A 15,930-nucleotide genomic window follows, 5' to 3' on the forward strand; every position below is an offset into this window, starting at 1 on the left:
CCCCCCAGACGGTCGCCTCGCGAAATCGAGGCGAAACTCACATCTTCAGGATACGCCGCGCGTTCTCTTTCAGGATCAGCGGCTTCACCTCGTCCTTGATGCCGATCTCCTCGAAATCCTTCAACCAGCGGTCCGGTGTGATCGCCGGCCAGTCCGATCCAAACAGCATCTTGTGCTTCAGGATCGAGTTTGCGTATTTCACAAAAAGCGGCGGGAAATACTTCGGCGACCAGCCCGACATGTCGTGATAGACGTTGGGCTTATGCTGCGCGACGGCCAGCCCCTCTTCGGTCCAGGGGAATGACGGATGCGCCATGACAATCGGCGTGTCGGGAAAATCCACGGCCACATCGTCAATGTACATGGGGTTGGAATACTTCAGCCGCATCCCCATCCCACCGCGCATGCCTGACCCGACACCGGTCTGTCCGGTGTGAAACAGCATGATCGCACCTTCTTCGGCGATTGCCTCATAGATGGCGTATGCCGCTTCGCGGTCGTTGGGGAAAAACCCCTGCATGGTCGGATGGAACTTGAACCCTTTCACGCCGAACTCGCGGACCAGTCGCCGCGCCTCACGCGCGCCAGCCTTGCCTTTATGCGGATCAATACTGGCAAAGGGAATCAGGATGTCGTCGTTTTCCGCCGCGATCTGCGCCACTTCCTCGTTGGAGTAGCGGCGAAACCCGGTTTCGCGCTCCGCATCCACCGGAAAGATCACCGCGCCGATTTTGCGCTCGCGGAAATAATCGGCGGTTTGCTGTACGCTGGGCAGCATCCCGTCCGCCCCGGCCGGGTTGCGGAAATATTTGGCCATGGCAGCCTGGAAATCACCATAGCCGTCGTCGCGCGGACCACAGCAAGGCTCCTCGGCATGGGTGTGAAAGTCGATGGCGACAAGATCGTCGATGTTCATGGAACCTCCCGTTCAGCAACCCGCAGGGTGGCACGGCCCAGCGCCGCCTCCAAGCCCCCTTGACCGGGTCTGTTCCGTTCCGTGCAGCAACACAGAACCGTATTGTTTCCTAGTAGACAAAAATTCCAATCTGAGTCAACGTGTCCCGAGGAGACCCGGCAGGAGGACGCCGGGACGGAGGAAACATGACAACATCTCAGCGTGAGGTGTCCTTTTGGACGCCGCATCTCACCGTGGACCGTCGCGCCGACGGCACCATCCTGCTGGCACAGAAAGACCCGCTGGCCGAATGGCCACGCTGCCTGTCAGACCGGTTTGCCCATTGGGCCGAAACCACCCCTGACCAGACGTGGATGGCGCAAAAGGACGGCGCTGGGGGTTGGGACCGTCTGAGCTACGCCGAAGGCTGGGCGCAAATCCGCAGCGTCGGCCAATGGCTGTCCGCCCGCGGGCTGACCGAAGACACCCCCGTTCTGATCCTGTCAGGCAACTCCACCGCGCATGCCGTCATGGCCCTTGGGGCGCAGCATGTGGGCGTGCCCTCTGCCGCGCTGGCCCCCGCCTACGCGCTCTCCGGCGGCGACTATCTGAAACTGCGCGACATCGCGGCCCAGCTGTCTCCCGGCGTGATTTTTGCAGATGCGGCAGAGGATTTCGCGCCCGCCATCCGCGCGGTGTTCGGCGGCGATATTCCGGTCGTCAGCCTCTCTGGCGCGGTCGAGGGGCACGAAACGATTGCGTTCGACACGCTGCTCGCCACCCCTCCCGGCGCTGAGGAAGAGCACGCCGCCGCCGCCGTCACACCGGACACGGTCGCCAAGTTCCTCTTCACCTCCGGCACCACGGGATCGCCAAAGGCCGTCACCCAAACGCACGACATGCTCTGCTCCAATCAGCAGATCATCCAGCAGTGTTTCACCTTCATGGTGGACACACCGCCGGTCGTGGTCGATTGGGCGCCGTGGAACCACACGGCCTCCGGCAACAAGGTCTTCAACATGGTGATCTACAACGGCGGCACCTATTATATCGACGATGGCCGCCCCACGCCCAAGGCCATCGGCAAGACCATCGAAACCCTGAGGCAGGTTTCGCCAACATGGTATTTCAACGTGCCGCTCGGCTATCAGATGCTGCTCGACGCCTTCGAAACGGACCACCAACTGCGCGAGACGTTCTTCAAGCGGTTGCAGATGCTGTTCTACGCTGGCGCAGGTATGGGGCAGCACGTCTGGGATCGCATCACCCATGTGGCCAACGACATGGTGCCGGGCGGCCTGTTGCTGACCACAGGCTTTGGCTCAACCGAAACCGGCCCCTTTGCCACGATCAACACAACCCGCCAGCAGACCGCAGGCAACATCGGCCTGCCCGCCCACGGGGTGACGATCAAACTCGTGCCCCAGGGCGATAAGCTGGAGGCCCGCATCAAAAGCCCCTCCATCACGCCCGGCTACTGGGGGAATACAGAGCTCACCGCCGAAGCCTTTGACGAAGAAGGGTTCTATTGCTTTGGCGACGCGTTCAAATTTGCCGATCCCGATGATCCGGCCAAGGGACTGATGTTCGATGGACGGCTGGCGGAGAATTTCAAACTCTCCTCCGGCACATGGGTCGCGGTCGGGCCGCTGCGGGCCAAGCTGACCGATGCCATGGGCGGCCTCGCCTCCGACTGCGTGATTGCTGGGGAAGGCCACACCGAACTCGGCGCGCTTTTGGTGCCAAACCATTCCGCCCTGCGCAAGATCGCTGGCGACGCCAGCCTCGATGGTGAGGCGCTGCTGGCCCACCCCGCTGTGCAAAAGGCCACCCAAGATCGGCTCACTGCGGCCGCCCAGACATCTGGCGGCTCCGCGTCGTGCGTGATGCGGGCGATGTACATGGCCGTACCGCTCGACTTCGACAAGGGCGAAGTGACCGACAAGGGCTCCATAAATCAGCGCGCCGTCCTGCGCCACCGCGCCGATCTGGTGGACGCGCTCTGGGCCGAAGACCCGCGCATCATCAAGGTGCATCCATGACGCCGGAAACGCTGCTGAGCATCCTCAACGCCACGCCGGGTTGGGCCGAACAAGCCGCCGCCAGCGATCTTGACGACACCGCGACATTGCACGTGCTGAGCGAGGCCGCCAAGTTTGCAAGGACCCAACTGGAACCGCTCGCGGCCCGCGCCGATGTCGAAGGCTGCCGGATCGAGGAGGGGCGCGTCAAAACCCCGGCAGGTTATGCCGAAACATTTCGCCGAATGGGTGAAGACGGCTGGATCGCCCCGGACCTTGCGCCGGATCTGGGCGGCATGGGGTTGCCGCTGGCGCTGCATGTCACGGCCTCGTCGCAGATGGAGGGCGCGGCGCTGCCCTTCATGATGGCGCTGGGATCAACGCGCGCCGCCGCCCATTGCCTTGCCGCGACGGCCCCGGAGCTGGCGACGCAGTGGAGCCCGAAACTGGCCGACGGCACATGGGCGGCCACCATCTGTATCTCGGAACCCGACGCAGGCTCCGACGTGGGGCGCATCCGCACCAGGGCCACGGCCGACGGCGACGCCTATCGCATTTCAGGCACCAAATGCTGGATCAGCTTCGGCGATCACGACATGGCAGAGCGTATCGGCCACCTCTGCCTCGCCCGCACCGGCACGGTTGAGGACGGCACGCGGGGCCTGTCGCTGTTCCTGATCGAAGGCGGGCCGGAGAACGGCACCCACGTGGAGCGCATCGAGGAAAAGCTCGGCCTGCATGGCTCCCCCACCTGCGTTGTGCGTTTTGACGCCGCCAAAGGCACGCTGATCGGCACCGAGGGGCGCGGCCTGCCTGCGCTGTTCAACATGATCGAGCTGATGCGCCTGCAGGTCGGCACGCAAGGGGCCGGGATTGCCGCCACCACAGCCACTCTGGCGCGCAGCTACGCCGAGGACCGCAAACAAGGCGGCCATCCCGCGCAGCCCCCGGTCGCAATCATCCACCATCCGGACGTACAGCGCCAACTGATGATGATGGACGCCCGCACCCACATTCTGGCGGCGCTGCTCGTGGAAACCGCCGTCACCCTGCAACAGGCGCAGGCCGGCGACCCGCAGGCCCGGACCCTTGCTCCGTTCCTTCTGCCCATGGCCAAGACCTTCGGCGGCGAATTGGGGCAGGCCAATGCAGATGCCGCCATTCAGGTGCTGGGCGGCGCGGGATACACCCGCGAATGGCCCGCAGAGCGCCACTTTCGCGATGCGCGCATAATGACGATCTACGAAGGCACCACAGGGATGCAGGCGCAGGACATCCTCTTTCGCCGGTTGCTGAAATCCCCGGACACGATGAACGCCATTGTTTTCCGGTATGGCACGTCGCCCCTGTTCGACCGGATACAGACGCTCATCGAACGGCTTGCGACCGCCGCACATTCACAACAGGCCCTCGCCGCCGACGCCATGCTGCGGGCGTGCTGGTGCGCGACGGCGGACCTGCTGGCCCAGCGCATCGCGGATCACTCCGGCGCGGCACAGGCGCTCACCCTTTGGCGCGCGCTTGCCCCCTCCGACATGGCGCAGGCAGAGGCCACGGTCGACTTGGCGCTCTCAACCTGAGGTCGCCCGTTCCCGAACCGCCGGGGGCAGTCCCGGCGGATCACCTGAAACCCGCAGGCGCGCCGCGCTCAGCAGTAGCGCTCCGGTCCCACGTTCTGTGCATCCGCGTATCGGTCGCCATGACACCAGCCCACCGGCAGGCGCTTTTCGATCTCGATCAGCAGATCCGGGTCCAACAGCGACTCTGCCCCTGTGACCAGCTCACCAAAGTGATCGACCGACCGTGTGCCCGGAATGGTCAGGATCGCCGGGGACTGGCCCAGCACCCATGCAATCGCCAGCGCAGCAGTGGGCACCCCTACATCCCGCGCCAGATCCCGCAGCCCTTCGGTCACTGTCAGATTGCGTTCCAGGTTGCCGCCGGAAAACCGCGGGTTGGTCGCCATGAACGACCCTTCGGCAAACTGCCCCGGTTGCGGTGGGCGATCCGTCAGCAGCCCCCGCCCCACCGACGAAAACGCCACGAGCGAGGTGCCCACCGCCTCACACATCTGGATCAGCCCCAGTTCCGGCAGGCGCGTCTGGAGCGAATACTCCGACTGCACCGCCGCAACAGGCGCCACCGCAGCCGCGCGTTTCAACGAGGTCGGCGCGATCTCCGAAAACCCGAAGGCCTTGATTTTGCCGGTCTGTTGCAAGGCGACGAGGCTTTCAACCACCTCCTCGATCTCCAGCCTCGGGTCGCGCCGGTGCACATAGAACAGATCCACCTGCTCCAGCCCCAGCCGTGCCAGGCTGCCATCCAGTTCCGACGCCAGATGCTCGAACGTGTTGTCGTAGGCGCGCAGCCCGTTGGCATCGGTGGTGATCCCGGCCTTGGTCGCAATGCGGAACGGGTTGTCGCCACCGCGCTTGGCCAGCCATGATCCGATGACCTCCTCTGACCGGCCCATGCCATAGATGTTCGACGTGTCCACATGGTTCACCCCGGCATCCACCGCCGCGTCCAGCACCGCGTGTGCCTCCGCCTCGCTCACCGGGCCGTAGAAATTCGAAAATGACATGCCGCCAAGTCCCAGCGCCGACACTTCGGGCCCATCGGCCCCCAGCTTGCGTTTCAGCATGATGCGTCCTTTCGTCGTGTGTTGGCGCCACGCTTATCCGCGAGGCAGGCAAAGTAAAGTGTCCCGCTGCTTGCCACGCTGCAATCGTGTCGTCTTTGCTGACGGAATGCCCGCACAGCATAAGAAAACCGGCCCCACGCGGGGACCGGTCCATAGCGCTCACGCCAGACAGTCTCAGGCGACAGCCGTCTCCAGCTGCAAACCAACGATCACCGGATCGTGGTCGGAGGCGGCAAATACATCGTCGCTGTAAAAGCGCTCGTCGTTGAAGGCACTGCTGTAGCTCAGCAGATCCGGCTCCGCGGCGTTGATGTGCCACTCGGCCGCACCGGTGATCGACAGCGCCAGATCATCCGTGGCAATGGCCTGATCCAGCGCGCCCGCCTGCCCGTCAAACACATAGCTGTAGGCGTTTTCCGTGCCGACATAGAATTCCAGCAGATCGACGTAATCCGCATCGTCAGAGAACACCTGCGTCGGATCTTCTTCGGCATAGGCGTTGAAATCCCCGAGGATCAGGAATTCACCGTTCTCGACACCGGTGCCAAGGAAGTTGTCCGCCGGGTCCGCATTGGTGCCTTCGAGCCAGGCCATCAGCTCTTCGGCGGCATCGGTGCGCACCTGGTTCCAGTAGCCCTGACCATTGCCCTGATCGACGTTGGGATCGGACAGCAGCGCGATCTGATCCGCCGACGCTGTGCCTGCGGCAACAGCCGCGTCTGCCGCCGATACCGCCGAGGCCAGCCCGCTGTCGCCCTTCGATTTGAAGTGCACGGACACCACGGTAAAGGTCTCTCCCGTGTCGAGATGGGTGAAGGTCGCGCCGATGGCAGGGCGGTTGAACTGATCCGCCGACAGCCCCGCAAGCTCTGCCGTGACGGCGCCCGACGGCTCATCAAAGACGTGGTAATCCGCGTCGTTCAAAGCCACCGCCGCCGCGTTGTAGATCACGCCCGTGGTGATGGCGTCGTCGCCATACGGGCCGGAGAACGTCTCCGCGTCCGTCGCCACGCCGCTCCAATCGTATTGGTCCGCGACACCGCGTTCGACGGCCTCGCCCTCCAATGCGCTGAGCAGGTAGGTCAGGGCCTCTGCGCCGTTGTTTTCCAACTCCTGCAGGGCGACCACTTCGGCTCCGCTGTCGAGGATCGCATTGGCCAGCTTCTCTGCCTGACGCATCAGGTCGGCTTCGCTTGCCGCACCGCGCGCCTGTCCCGCCGGGTTGTTGGCCTCCCCGTCCGACAAGGAGGTGAAGAAGTTCAACACGTTGAACGACGCCACCTGCACGTTGCCGCCGACATCCGGCGCATCGACCGGACGCGCGCCAGAATTCGTGCTCTCGTCGATCTGCACCATCTCATCAAGCTGCAAACGATATTCAGAGAACGCATAATCCATCACGCCGGTGAGCGGCGCGGTGAACTCGGTCCCGATCCGGAAGGTCGCGCCATCCGCCGTGAACGTGTCGCCCGCGTCCAGATAACCGTTGCCGTTGTCGCCATCGGTGGTGTTCGGAATGTACTGGAACTCCGTCGGGTTGGACGTGCTCGACCCGTCGTCGATCAACAGGCGCGCGTTCTCGTTCGCCTCCATCAGCGCCTGCACCTCGGCCAGCTCGGTCTGCGCATCAAAAAGCTGCGTCGGCTGCGTCTGGCCGCCCGCAGACACCCAGAATTCGCCAAAGCGGTCCAGGTTGAAGTTGGTGATCAGTGTCAGCGGGTCGGACGTCCCGCTGTCGACACTCACCAACATGCCTTCGAGGCTTTCGAAATTCGGGGCCGAGGCCGGATCAAGCGAGATCGACGTATAGTCCGGGATCGCATTGCCGCTGCTGACGGTCACGATATCCGTCGCCGTGATCTGCGTCCGGTCGAACCGCTCACTGACGCCGCCGGTGACCTGCACCAGATCGCCCAAGGACACGCTGGGCAAGCTGTTGGTGAACACAAAGATCCCCTCGGAGGTGATCGGGTTGCCGTCGCTGTCCGTGACCTCTTCCTGGACAAAGAACCCATCCCGGAAAGTGTAGGTGACGATTGCCGACACCGTCACATCCTGCCCGACGAAACCGGACACGTCCCCCGCCCCCTGCACGGCAGAGATCAGCGTGATCGTATCGTTGTCCTGCACCGACACGCTGGCGCTGGCGGTCGTGATGGTGCCTTCCACCGGATTGGAAAGGGTCAGGCTCAGCGTCTCGAGCGCCTCGCTGAGGTCATCATCCAGCGTGTTCACAGTGACCGTAGCAGAGGTCTGACCCGCGGCAAAATCCACCGTCCCGGCCAGCGCGCCGCTGATGTCGTCGGCATCCACATCGCCACCAATGGTGTACTCCACGCTGCCCGCAACCGACGTATCGCCAGAGCGCGTCACCGTGAAGGCAAAGCTGCTGCCCTCGAACCCTTGGGTGTCAGAGGTGGCAACGGCATAGGTCGGGGCAACCGGCGTGCCACCGCCCACCGTCGTGCCCGTGATGAGCAGGTTTTGCAGCGCAAACGCTTCGGTGCCACCGTTGGTGTCCGCGGTGACAATCACCTCCAGCGTGCTGCCGGTGCCCGCAAGGTCCGCTTCCAGCGTTTGGAAGACGTTTGTCAGGGACACGCCCGTCGTCGTCTCAATCAAGGGATCATCCAGCGACACCACTGTCCCGCCAGCCAGCGTGTAGCTTTGCGCCGCCGCCTCATCGGCGGTGAAGTCGAACAGGGTCACGGCCTCTGCCCCGTCGATGCTGTACGCGATGGAAAAAACGTCCGAGCTTTCAAAATCGCCCATCGCCCCTGCGTCGATGGCCAGCGACAGATCCGTCGCGCCGGACACGTCAAAGCTCCATGTGTAGGACACCGGATCAGTGTTGTCGCTGTTCACCGTATCGGTCGCACCGAAGAACGTGCCGAAGTTCGTCGCGCTGTCCACGATGCCCAGCGTGTCCGCGGCAAAGACCCCCGCACTGTCATCCAGCAGGCTGAAGGGCACGCTGCCCACCCCTACCTGAAAGATGCCGAACCCGTCGCCCGGACTGCTGAACGTCGGCGCCGTGGTCGCCGTGCCGGTCAGGTTCCGGCTCGTCCCGTCGACCATATCAAAGGCGATGACCCCTGTGACGGACTGCGCCACGCCGTCGATGGTGATGTTCTGCATGGCAAAGGCTTCGGACCCGCCGTTGGTATCGGCCGTCACGGTCAGCGCAAGTTCGCTGCCACTGCCTTCGATGCTGGCGGACAGGGTCTGCAACATGTTCGACAGGGTCGTGCCTGTCAGCGTCTCGACCAGCGGATCGTCCAGCACCTCAACCGCGCCGCCCGCCAGCGTATAGGTCTGGCTGTCGTCTTCGTCGGCGGTGAAATCAAAGGCCACCTGCGTCTCGCCACCGTCGATGGAATAGCTGACGGTAAAGGTATCGCTGCTTTCAAAGTCCCCCATCGCGCCGAAGTCGATGTTCAGCCCAAGATCGGCATAGCCGGAGATGTCGAACACCCAGGTCGCCGACACCGGCCCCGTGGTGTCGCTGTTCACCGTATCCGTCGCGCCAAAGAACGCGTCCAGGTTCGCAGCCGAGTCGATGATCCCCAGGGAATCGCTCGCAAAGACGCCCGCGCTGTCGTCCAGCAGGCTGAACGGGATCGAGCCCGACACACCCACCTGATACACGCCGAACCCATCGCCTGCCGAGCTGAAGGTCGGCGCAAAATTGGTGTAGCTGGTCAGCCCCTGGCTGGCAGAGCCCACCAGATCGAAGGCGACAGTCTCGCGTTCTGGTCCAACGACCGGCGCCTCGGTCACGGTCACGGCCACGCTCTGGGTCACGGTCGGGTTCACCCCGTCCGACAGGCCAATCACCACCTCGTAAGTGTTGTCCTCACCCGCATCCGCCGGTGTGTCAAAATCCGGGGCCGCGACAAATGACAGCGCCCCGGTATTTGCGTCGATGGTGAACAGTTCCGCATCTGCCCCGCCCGCAATGGAATAGGTCAGCGTGTCGCCTTCGGCGTCGGTGCCCGCGATCATGGCGGCCACCTCGGTGGTGCCTTCCTCGACGCTGACTGCCGCCTCGACCGACAGCTCCGGCGCCTCGTTGGTCACGGTCACAGTGACCTTCGCCGTGTCGGTGCCACCGTCGCCATCGCTGACCGTGTAGGTAAAGCTGTCGGTGCCCGCCACACCGGCACTGGCGGTGTAGATCAACTGGTCGTCGCTGGTATCCGCCGTGCCGTTGTCGTCCAGCGTCACTGTGCCCAGCGCCCCTTGGGTAAAGCTGTCCACCGCCAGAACATCGCCGTTGCGGTCGATATCATTGGCCAGAACATCCACGGCAACCGCTGCACCGGATGCCGTGCTGGTCGCGTCATCTGCCGCATCCGGATCGATGTTGCGCAGACGCTGCTCCACCACGCGGCCATTGTCGAAGGTATAGGTAAACTGGGCCAGCCGCCCGTCATCATCGTAAATCTTCTCTTTGGTCTCCCATGACCGGTTGTCGGCCCCATCCGTCACAGTGACAGAGGTTCTGACCCCGGTCTCCGCATCATAGAGCGTTTCGATGATGCGCCCGTCGCGCTTGGTCTCGGTGACGCTGGTTTTTGCCCCTGTCTCCGCATCAAATGTGGTTGTCGTGGTCAACCCACGCTTGTCCACCTCCTCCACCCGGATCAGGTTGCCATCCGCATCAAACGTCTCGGTCACCGTCGTTTGACCATGGTGTTTGCCGCTGAAGATCTGCGCCAGCCCAAGTTTGATCTGGCTGAAAAAATCATTCCAATCTGTCTTCCGGAAAAGCAGCAAGCTTTGCCCCCAGTCAGAAATATCGGAGAAAAATCCCTTGGAGTGAGCGTTGGCGGTCTTCATCGTTTTCAGCGGCATGTTCAAAATCCATCAGCTTTTGGCGCTACAAACGGCGGAGGGCCATGACGGCAACCCTTGGCCGCGATCGGATCACCCGATGCACCCATGATGAAACCACCCCCACCTGTCGCCCCTCGCGGTAGCGACGATCTGTAACAGGCTAGATACAAATTTGACCTGCTGGCAAATATTCGTTCCCGCATGACGCGAAGTCACATGGCGCGAAAGCTGGAAAAAGGAGCGTTCAAGATGCGGTTTTCAGACCGGAGCGCCAATCACACCCGGTTTCACCCGTTCAGACGCTGACGGCTCACGCAGTCGCGCCCCTTGGGGAATCACGCGCGGCGCGCGGTGTTCAACGTCTCCCTGGAAAAGCCCGACGTCGCGTTGGGTTGAAGGTTGATACCAACGCCTAGTGGCTTCGACCTTCGCCTCTTCAAAACGAGGCCGGGCCCGCCGATCTGGTGCAGAATTAGCGCCATCATCGGGCAACCAATGCCGCCGCCAGCGATCAGGACGAGCCCCGTGATCGCCTATTTTTCCTCGGGGTCGATCCCGACATAACGCCGCAAGAGCCGCTTCAGCTCCGCCACCTCGGCGCTTTCCAATCCCGGCACATCGCGTGCCTCGTGCCGAACAAAAACCGGGCGCACCGTATCGATCCGCGCGCGCCCCATGTCGGTCAACCACAGCTCCACCGAGCGTTTGTCGTCCTGGGGCACGGTGCGTTCCAACAGGCCCTCGGCCTCCATCCCGTGCACCATCTTGGTCATATGGGCGCGCTTGATCTGCAAGGCCTTGGCCAGAACCCCTTGGCGCACGCCCGGATTTTCCGCCAGCACAAACAGCATGGTCATTTCTCCGGGTCGGATATCCTCCGGCCCCATGTCAGCGTAGAATTCGGCAAAGCTGCGCAACTGCGCCAGCCGCAGCAAAAAGCCAAAGCTGTCGCTCAGGACCCCGTAACCCAGAGCGCCCTTCTCCTCAGGCATTGGGGTCCTGCACCTTGGCCGCGCGCTTGTCGAGAAAGGCCCGCAGGCGATCCTTGGCGTCGTCGGTCATGGTCGCCAGCGAGGCCACCATGGCTTCGGTGAACAACCCGTCCTCGGACGACATATCCGCGATACGCGGCAGTGCATTGATGACCGAGTAGTTGGTGAATTCCGCATTGGTCGCCATTTGCTGCGCCAGCGCGACCGCCTTGTCCAGCGCGCCGCCGTCCGGCACCACATAGGACACGCCACCCCAGGCCTCAGCTTCCGAAGCCTTCAGCACGCGCCCGGTCAACATCATGTCACTCATTCGCGCCGGGCCGATCAGGCGGGAAATCCGCACCGAGCCGCCGCCGCCGACGAAAATGCCGCGCTGCCCTTCTGGCAGAGCAAAAAACGCGGTTTCCTCTGCGACACGGACCTGCACCGAGGCCGCCAGTTCAAACCCGCCCCCCACGGCCGCGCCAGAGATCGCCGCCACAAAGGGGATCAGGCCACGTTCGATGCCGTCAAAAACCGCATGCCACCGGCGCGAACCTTTGACCGCCTCGAACAGCGGCTTTTCGGAATGTTCGGCGAGATCGAGACCAGCGCAGAAGTGCTTGCCATGGCCAAAGATCACCGCGGCACGGGCCTCCGACTGGGCGCGCTGCACGGCGTCATGGATCGCTTCGACGAAACGGTCCGAAATCGCATTGCGCTTTTCAGGGCGGTTCAGCCCGATCAGCGCAACGTCGCCTTGCAGCTCGTAGGTGACGAGCGTTTCTGTCATGTCCATGATGTCCTCCCACAGGGCCTGTTGCGGCGCCCTTTTGTTCACACGTAAACAATATTGTCGAGTCGTGTCAACGCATCCAAGGTCGGACAGAAGGGTTTGGCCCTGCCTGCGGCAGGACGACCGGCGCGGGCTGCGCCCGCGAAAAAATGCGGCTTCGCCAAAATTGCTTTGTGCAGTGGGGGCGCTGCCCCCGAAGTGTTTGGAAAGCAAGGAAGCAAGGGGCCTTTACCCGGGCTGACGCTCTGCCCAGCCGGCAAAGATCTTCTCCAGCGCCACGACGACGTAGTAAAGAACGATCCCGAGGAAGGCCAAGGCAATGAGAACCGCGAACATCAGCGGATAGTCGGAGTTGGTCTTGCCACTGTCGAACAGCGCGCCAAGGCCCCGCCCGTGGGGGGAGACGATCTCCATCAGGTTGGTGCCGATGAAGGCCAGCGTGACGGCCACCTTCAACGCTCCGAAGAACTCCGGCAAGGTTTTCGGCAGGGCTATTTTCCAGAAGATCGTGGTTTGTGACGCGCCGAGAGACCGCAGGATGTCACGATACTCCGGCTCCAGCGTCGACAACCCGATGGAGATCGACACGGCAATGGGAAAGAAGGAGATCATGAAAGCGATCAGCACCGTGTTGAAGTCATGCATGCCCACGAACATCAGCGCCACGATGGGGACCACTGTCGCCTTGGGCACCGCGTTGAACCCCACCAAAAGCGGATAGAGCGCGTCCCGCATCGTGCGCGAAAAGCCCATGACCATGCCAAACATAACCCCCACGACGATGGCCAACAGCAGCCCCACAACGGTGCGCCACAGCGTCTGCCAGCCCATCACGAGGAACAGCTCCCAGTAGCGGGTGTAGGCCGGACCGAGGTCCGAGGGAGAGGCCATCTTGTAATCTGGCCAGCCCATGACCCAGACGAGCGCCTCCCACAGGACAAGGAAAACGACCACGGCAATCAGGGGGGTCAGGAAGGATCTCAGGCGCATGGTCGGGGTCTCGTCATGTCGGTCGCATCTGGTGCGGTAGGGAGTGAGTACTTGGAAAAGCAGAGAAGCAGGACGCCTGTCAGGCGGCGGCGCGGCCCTGCGCAATTTCGATTTGATGCCGCAGGGTGTGCAGCATTTCGGTCGCCTGAACCGTGTAAAGGTCGTCCAGCGTGCGACGCCCGGTGTTGGGCACATCGAGCAGGAACTGGGTGCGGGCAGGGCGACCCGACAGCACGATCACCTGATCGGCAAGAAAGATCGACTCGCGCAGGTCATGTGTGATCAGCACGCCGGTAAACGGCTCCTTTTCCTTCACCTGGTGCATCGTCTGCCAGAGGTCCTCCCGCGTGAAGGCATCCAGCGCGCCGAAGGGTTCATCGAGGATCAGCACGTCGGGCGAATGCACAAGCGCCCGGCACAGCGAGGCGCGCTGGCGCATCCCGCCGGAAAGCTCCGAGGGGCGTTTGTCCTCGAACCCTTCGAGGCCAACGAGCGATAGCAGATAGCGGGCGCGGTCTTCCTGTTGTTTGCGGTTCAGCTTGGTCGGCACGATTTCCAACGGCAGAACAACGTTCTGCAAGATCGTCCGCCATTCCAGCAGGACCGGGTTCTGAAAGGCCATCCCTACGGTGGAGCGCGGCCCCTTCACCCGTTCCCCGTGCAACCAGACCTCGCCTTCGTCGGGCTTCATCAGCCCCGCGATCAGGCGCGTCAGCGTGGATTTCCCACAGCCAGAGGGGCCGACCACGGCGGCGAACCCGCCTTCGGGAACAGAAACATTCAGCCCGTCCAGCACCGGCAGCGGCCCGTTTTGGGTTTGGTAGGTGTGGCGCACGTTCTTGATTTCGATGAGTTTGTTCATGCCTGCCTCTTAGCGGGACCGGGCGCGCAGATGCGCCCGGCCATATTATGGGTCTACCTCACCGAACCTTAATCCAGCGAAAATCCACCTTCTGGCAGATAGGCATCCGTGAAGTACGCGCTGGCGTCCGGTTCGTTCTGGAACTCGTATGTCAGCTTGATCTGCTCCAGCGCATTGGCGAAACGATCGTCGTCGATATCACCCATACCGTTGGCCTGCGTCCAATCCGTGACCACATTTGCGTCGATCGCCAGTTGCAGGCGGCGCTGCTCCAGCTCCGCGTCGGCGGCGGGGTTGCGCTCGACCAGGCTGGCGGTGGCCGCTTCGGGATCGGCAATGGCGTCTTTCCACCCCATTGCGATGGCCTCCAGGAAGCCCGTCACAGCCTCGGGGTTTTCGTCGGCGAAGTTCGTGTTCACGATGATCGCGTTGCCGTAAAGGTCAACACCATGATCCGCCATCAAGATGGTGGAAATATCGTCCTCCGGCACACCAAGGCGCACGAGGTTCAGGAACGACGAGAAGGAGAACCCGGTGATCGAGGCGACTTTGCCCTCGGCCAGCATCGGCTCGCGCGTCGGAAAGCCCACCGGCTCAACCGTGATGGCGTCCATATCGAGGTCATTCTCAGCGGCAAAGATCGGGAATTGCGCCCATGCGCCATCGGGCGGCGGTGCGCCCAGCACTTTGCCTTCGAGGTCCTTGGGCATTTCGACACCAAGCGACTTGCGGCCCACAATGGCGAAGGGCGGCTTGTCGTAGACCATCATGACGGCGATCACCGGGGCATCGGGGTTCTGGTCGAGGAACTTGATCAGCGAATTGATGTCCGCAAAGCCCACCGGGAACGCGCCCGTGGCGACCTTGGGAATTGCGTCGAGCGACCCCTGCCCTGCGGTGATCTCGACCGTCAGATCCTTGTCCGCGAAAAAGCCCTTGTCGATTGCCGTGAAATAAGGCGCGGCCGGCCCTTCGAACTTCCAGTCCAGCGCAAAAGGCATGTCGGTTTCAGCAAAGGCAGGTGCGGCCAGCGCTATGCCCATGAGGCCGATCAGACTACGATGCAGCATGGTGTTTCTCCCCGTGATTTATACGCGCCCATTTCTGTCAGCGCGCTGGGGCTGCGACAGATGAAGCCCGAGACACATGACCCAGCGCGGCACGCTTTGTTCATTTTGCAGGCAGTCTGGGACGACTGCGCCGCATATTTGAACACTAGCGAGATAAGACCGTGACACAAGGCTCCTGTTGCGCGTCCCTCAAACCGGCAGAGCAATTACCTATCCGAAAAAGAGGCGCCTTGCGCGTGATGGAATTTGACGGCGAATGTCGGCTTTGAATGCCCTGAAACGCAGAGGGAGTCGCGGCACCTGAAGGCATTTTGCCGACAGCGGGCCTGAAAGCCACGTGATGAATCCCGCGTGACAATTTGGATCCATAGACCGTCAGGGCCATACAAAGACCAAAGCACGTATGCCCCTTCAGGCCATCGGTGATGCAAAGAAGGATATTGCAGAAGGCTTGGGCGTGACCGCGCGAACCGTCAAGAAGCGGTGCAAGCGCGACTTTGGGGGAAGTCGCAGCCAAGCGCCACATGAGTTGCATAGTGCGCTGACGCCAGCGCAGGAGACCGTCGCTTTGCCCGAAACGCTGCTCGCGTCGCTCAACGACCTGCTTGCAGGCGGCGACTGAATTCCCGAGCCCGCGGGCGTCCTTTCAGTGACTGGATGCAATCTTCACGCGCTCAGCGGCTCGCGCGGTCCGGATCAAAGAGGTGCTGCAAAGCGGCGCTGTTGCGCAAATCAGCTGACGACCGCATTTCCCCTTTCCCCGGACACACTTATCCCATGGCTACGGTGAGCGGGATGCCGAGGGCCGTGAAACGGTTCAGGACTGCCATCCGGATCTGGAT

Annotated in this window: 12 protein-coding genes; 4 read left to right on the plus strand and 8 right to left on the minus strand. The window is 62.7% G+C overall.

Translation table 11 applies throughout. The features are described from left to right. Positions 1 to 37: 37 nt before the first annotated feature. Positions 38 to 916, minus strand: coding sequence for an amidohydrolase family protein (locus J4E08_RS24095; protein WP_183965887.1), 879 nt, complete (start codon positions 914 to 916; stop codon positions 38 to 40). 185 nt (positions 917 to 1,101) lie between these two features. On the opposite strand from J4E08_RS24095, the gene J4E08_RS24100 reads away from it, so the two are divergent. Both J4E08_RS24100 and J4E08_RS24105 read left to right on the plus strand, forming a co-directional pair. After that, positions 1,102 to 2,937, plus strand: a complete 1,836-nt coding sequence (locus J4E08_RS24100; RefSeq protein WP_349540679.1) for a feruloyl-CoA synthase — start codon at positions 1,102 to 1,104, stop codon at positions 2,935 to 2,937. Then, on the plus strand, positions 2,934 to 4,496 hold the full coding sequence (locus J4E08_RS24105) for an acyl-CoA dehydrogenase family protein (protein WP_349540680.1): 1,563 nt from the start codon (positions 2,934 to 2,936) through the stop codon (positions 4,494 to 4,496). The genes J4E08_RS24100 and J4E08_RS24105 overlap by 4 nt, the downstream gene beginning before the upstream one ends. A gap of 68 nt (positions 4,497 to 4,564) precedes the next feature. Here J4E08_RS24105 and J4E08_RS24110 read toward each other — a convergent pair whose 3' ends face one another. Together J4E08_RS24110 and J4E08_RS24115 are read right to left on the minus strand one after the other, a co-directional pair. Then, a complete protein-coding gene (locus tag J4E08_RS24110) occupies positions 4,565 to 5,560 on the minus strand; it encodes an aldo/keto reductase (protein ID WP_349540681.1) in 996 nt (331 codons plus the stop codon). A 174-nt stretch (positions 5,561 to 5,734) separates the two neighbouring features. After that, positions 5,735 to 10,240, minus strand: a complete 4,506-nt coding sequence (locus tag J4E08_RS24115) for an ExeM/NucH family extracellular endonuclease (protein ID WP_349540682.1) — start codon at positions 10,238 to 10,240, stop codon at positions 5,735 to 5,737. 6 nt (positions 10,241 to 10,246) lie between these two features. On the opposite strand from J4E08_RS24115, the gene J4E08_RS24120 reads away from it, so the two are divergent. Beyond that, positions 10,247 to 10,465 carry a hypothetical protein gene (locus J4E08_RS24120; RefSeq protein ID WP_349540683.1) on the plus strand — a complete coding sequence of 73 codons (219 nt, stop codon included), beginning with the start codon at positions 10,247 to 10,249 and terminating at the stop codon, positions 10,463 to 10,465. A gap of 467 nt (positions 10,466 to 10,932) precedes the next feature. Here J4E08_RS24120 and J4E08_RS24125 read toward each other — a convergent pair whose 3' ends face one another. The 5 genes from J4E08_RS24125 to J4E08_RS24145 form a co-directional block, all read right to left on the minus strand. Further along, the gene (locus tag J4E08_RS24125; protein ID WP_349540684.1) at positions 10,933 to 11,391 is read right to left on the minus strand and encodes a MarR family winged helix-turn-helix transcriptional regulator; all 459 of its coding nucleotides are present in this window, start codon (positions 11,389 to 11,391) and stop codon (positions 10,933 to 10,935) included. Beyond that, a complete protein-coding gene (locus J4E08_RS24130; protein ID WP_349540685.1) occupies positions 11,384 to 12,169 on the minus strand; it encodes a crotonase/enoyl-CoA hydratase family protein in 786 nt (261 codons plus the stop codon). Before J4E08_RS24130 ends, J4E08_RS24125 begins: the two co-directional genes overlap by 8 nt. A gap of 225 nt (positions 12,170 to 12,394) precedes the next feature. Further along, positions 12,395 to 13,156: an ABC transporter permease gene (locus J4E08_RS24135; protein ID WP_183965873.1), complete on the minus strand. Its 762-nt coding sequence runs from the start codon at positions 13,154 to 13,156 to the stop codon at positions 12,395 to 12,397. A gap of 79 nt (positions 13,157 to 13,235) precedes the next feature. Next, positions 13,236 to 14,018, minus strand: a complete 783-nt coding sequence (locus J4E08_RS24140; RefSeq protein WP_349540686.1) for an ABC transporter ATP-binding protein — start codon at positions 14,016 to 14,018, stop codon at positions 13,236 to 13,238. 68 nt (positions 14,019 to 14,086) lie between these two features. Continuing rightward, positions 14,087 to 15,088 carry an ABC transporter substrate-binding protein gene (locus J4E08_RS24145; protein WP_349540687.1) on the minus strand — a complete coding sequence of 334 codons (1,002 nt, stop codon included), beginning with the start codon at positions 15,086 to 15,088 and terminating at the stop codon, positions 14,087 to 14,089. Between the two features lie 403 nt (positions 15,089 to 15,491). Here J4E08_RS24145 and J4E08_RS24150 point away from each other — a divergent pair, with 403 nt between their 5' ends. Next, a complete protein-coding gene (locus J4E08_RS24150) occupies positions 15,492 to 15,710 on the plus strand; it encodes a hypothetical protein (RefSeq protein ID WP_349540688.1) in 219 nt (72 codons plus the stop codon). Positions 15,711 to 15,930 lie beyond the last annotated feature (220 nt).

Origin of the sequence: Sagittula sp. NFXS13 (assembly GCF_040148795.1) — a bacterium.
In the GTDB taxonomy this organism is placed as follows: domain Bacteria; phylum Pseudomonadota; class Alphaproteobacteria; order Rhodobacterales; family Rhodobacteraceae; genus Sagittula; species Sagittula marina.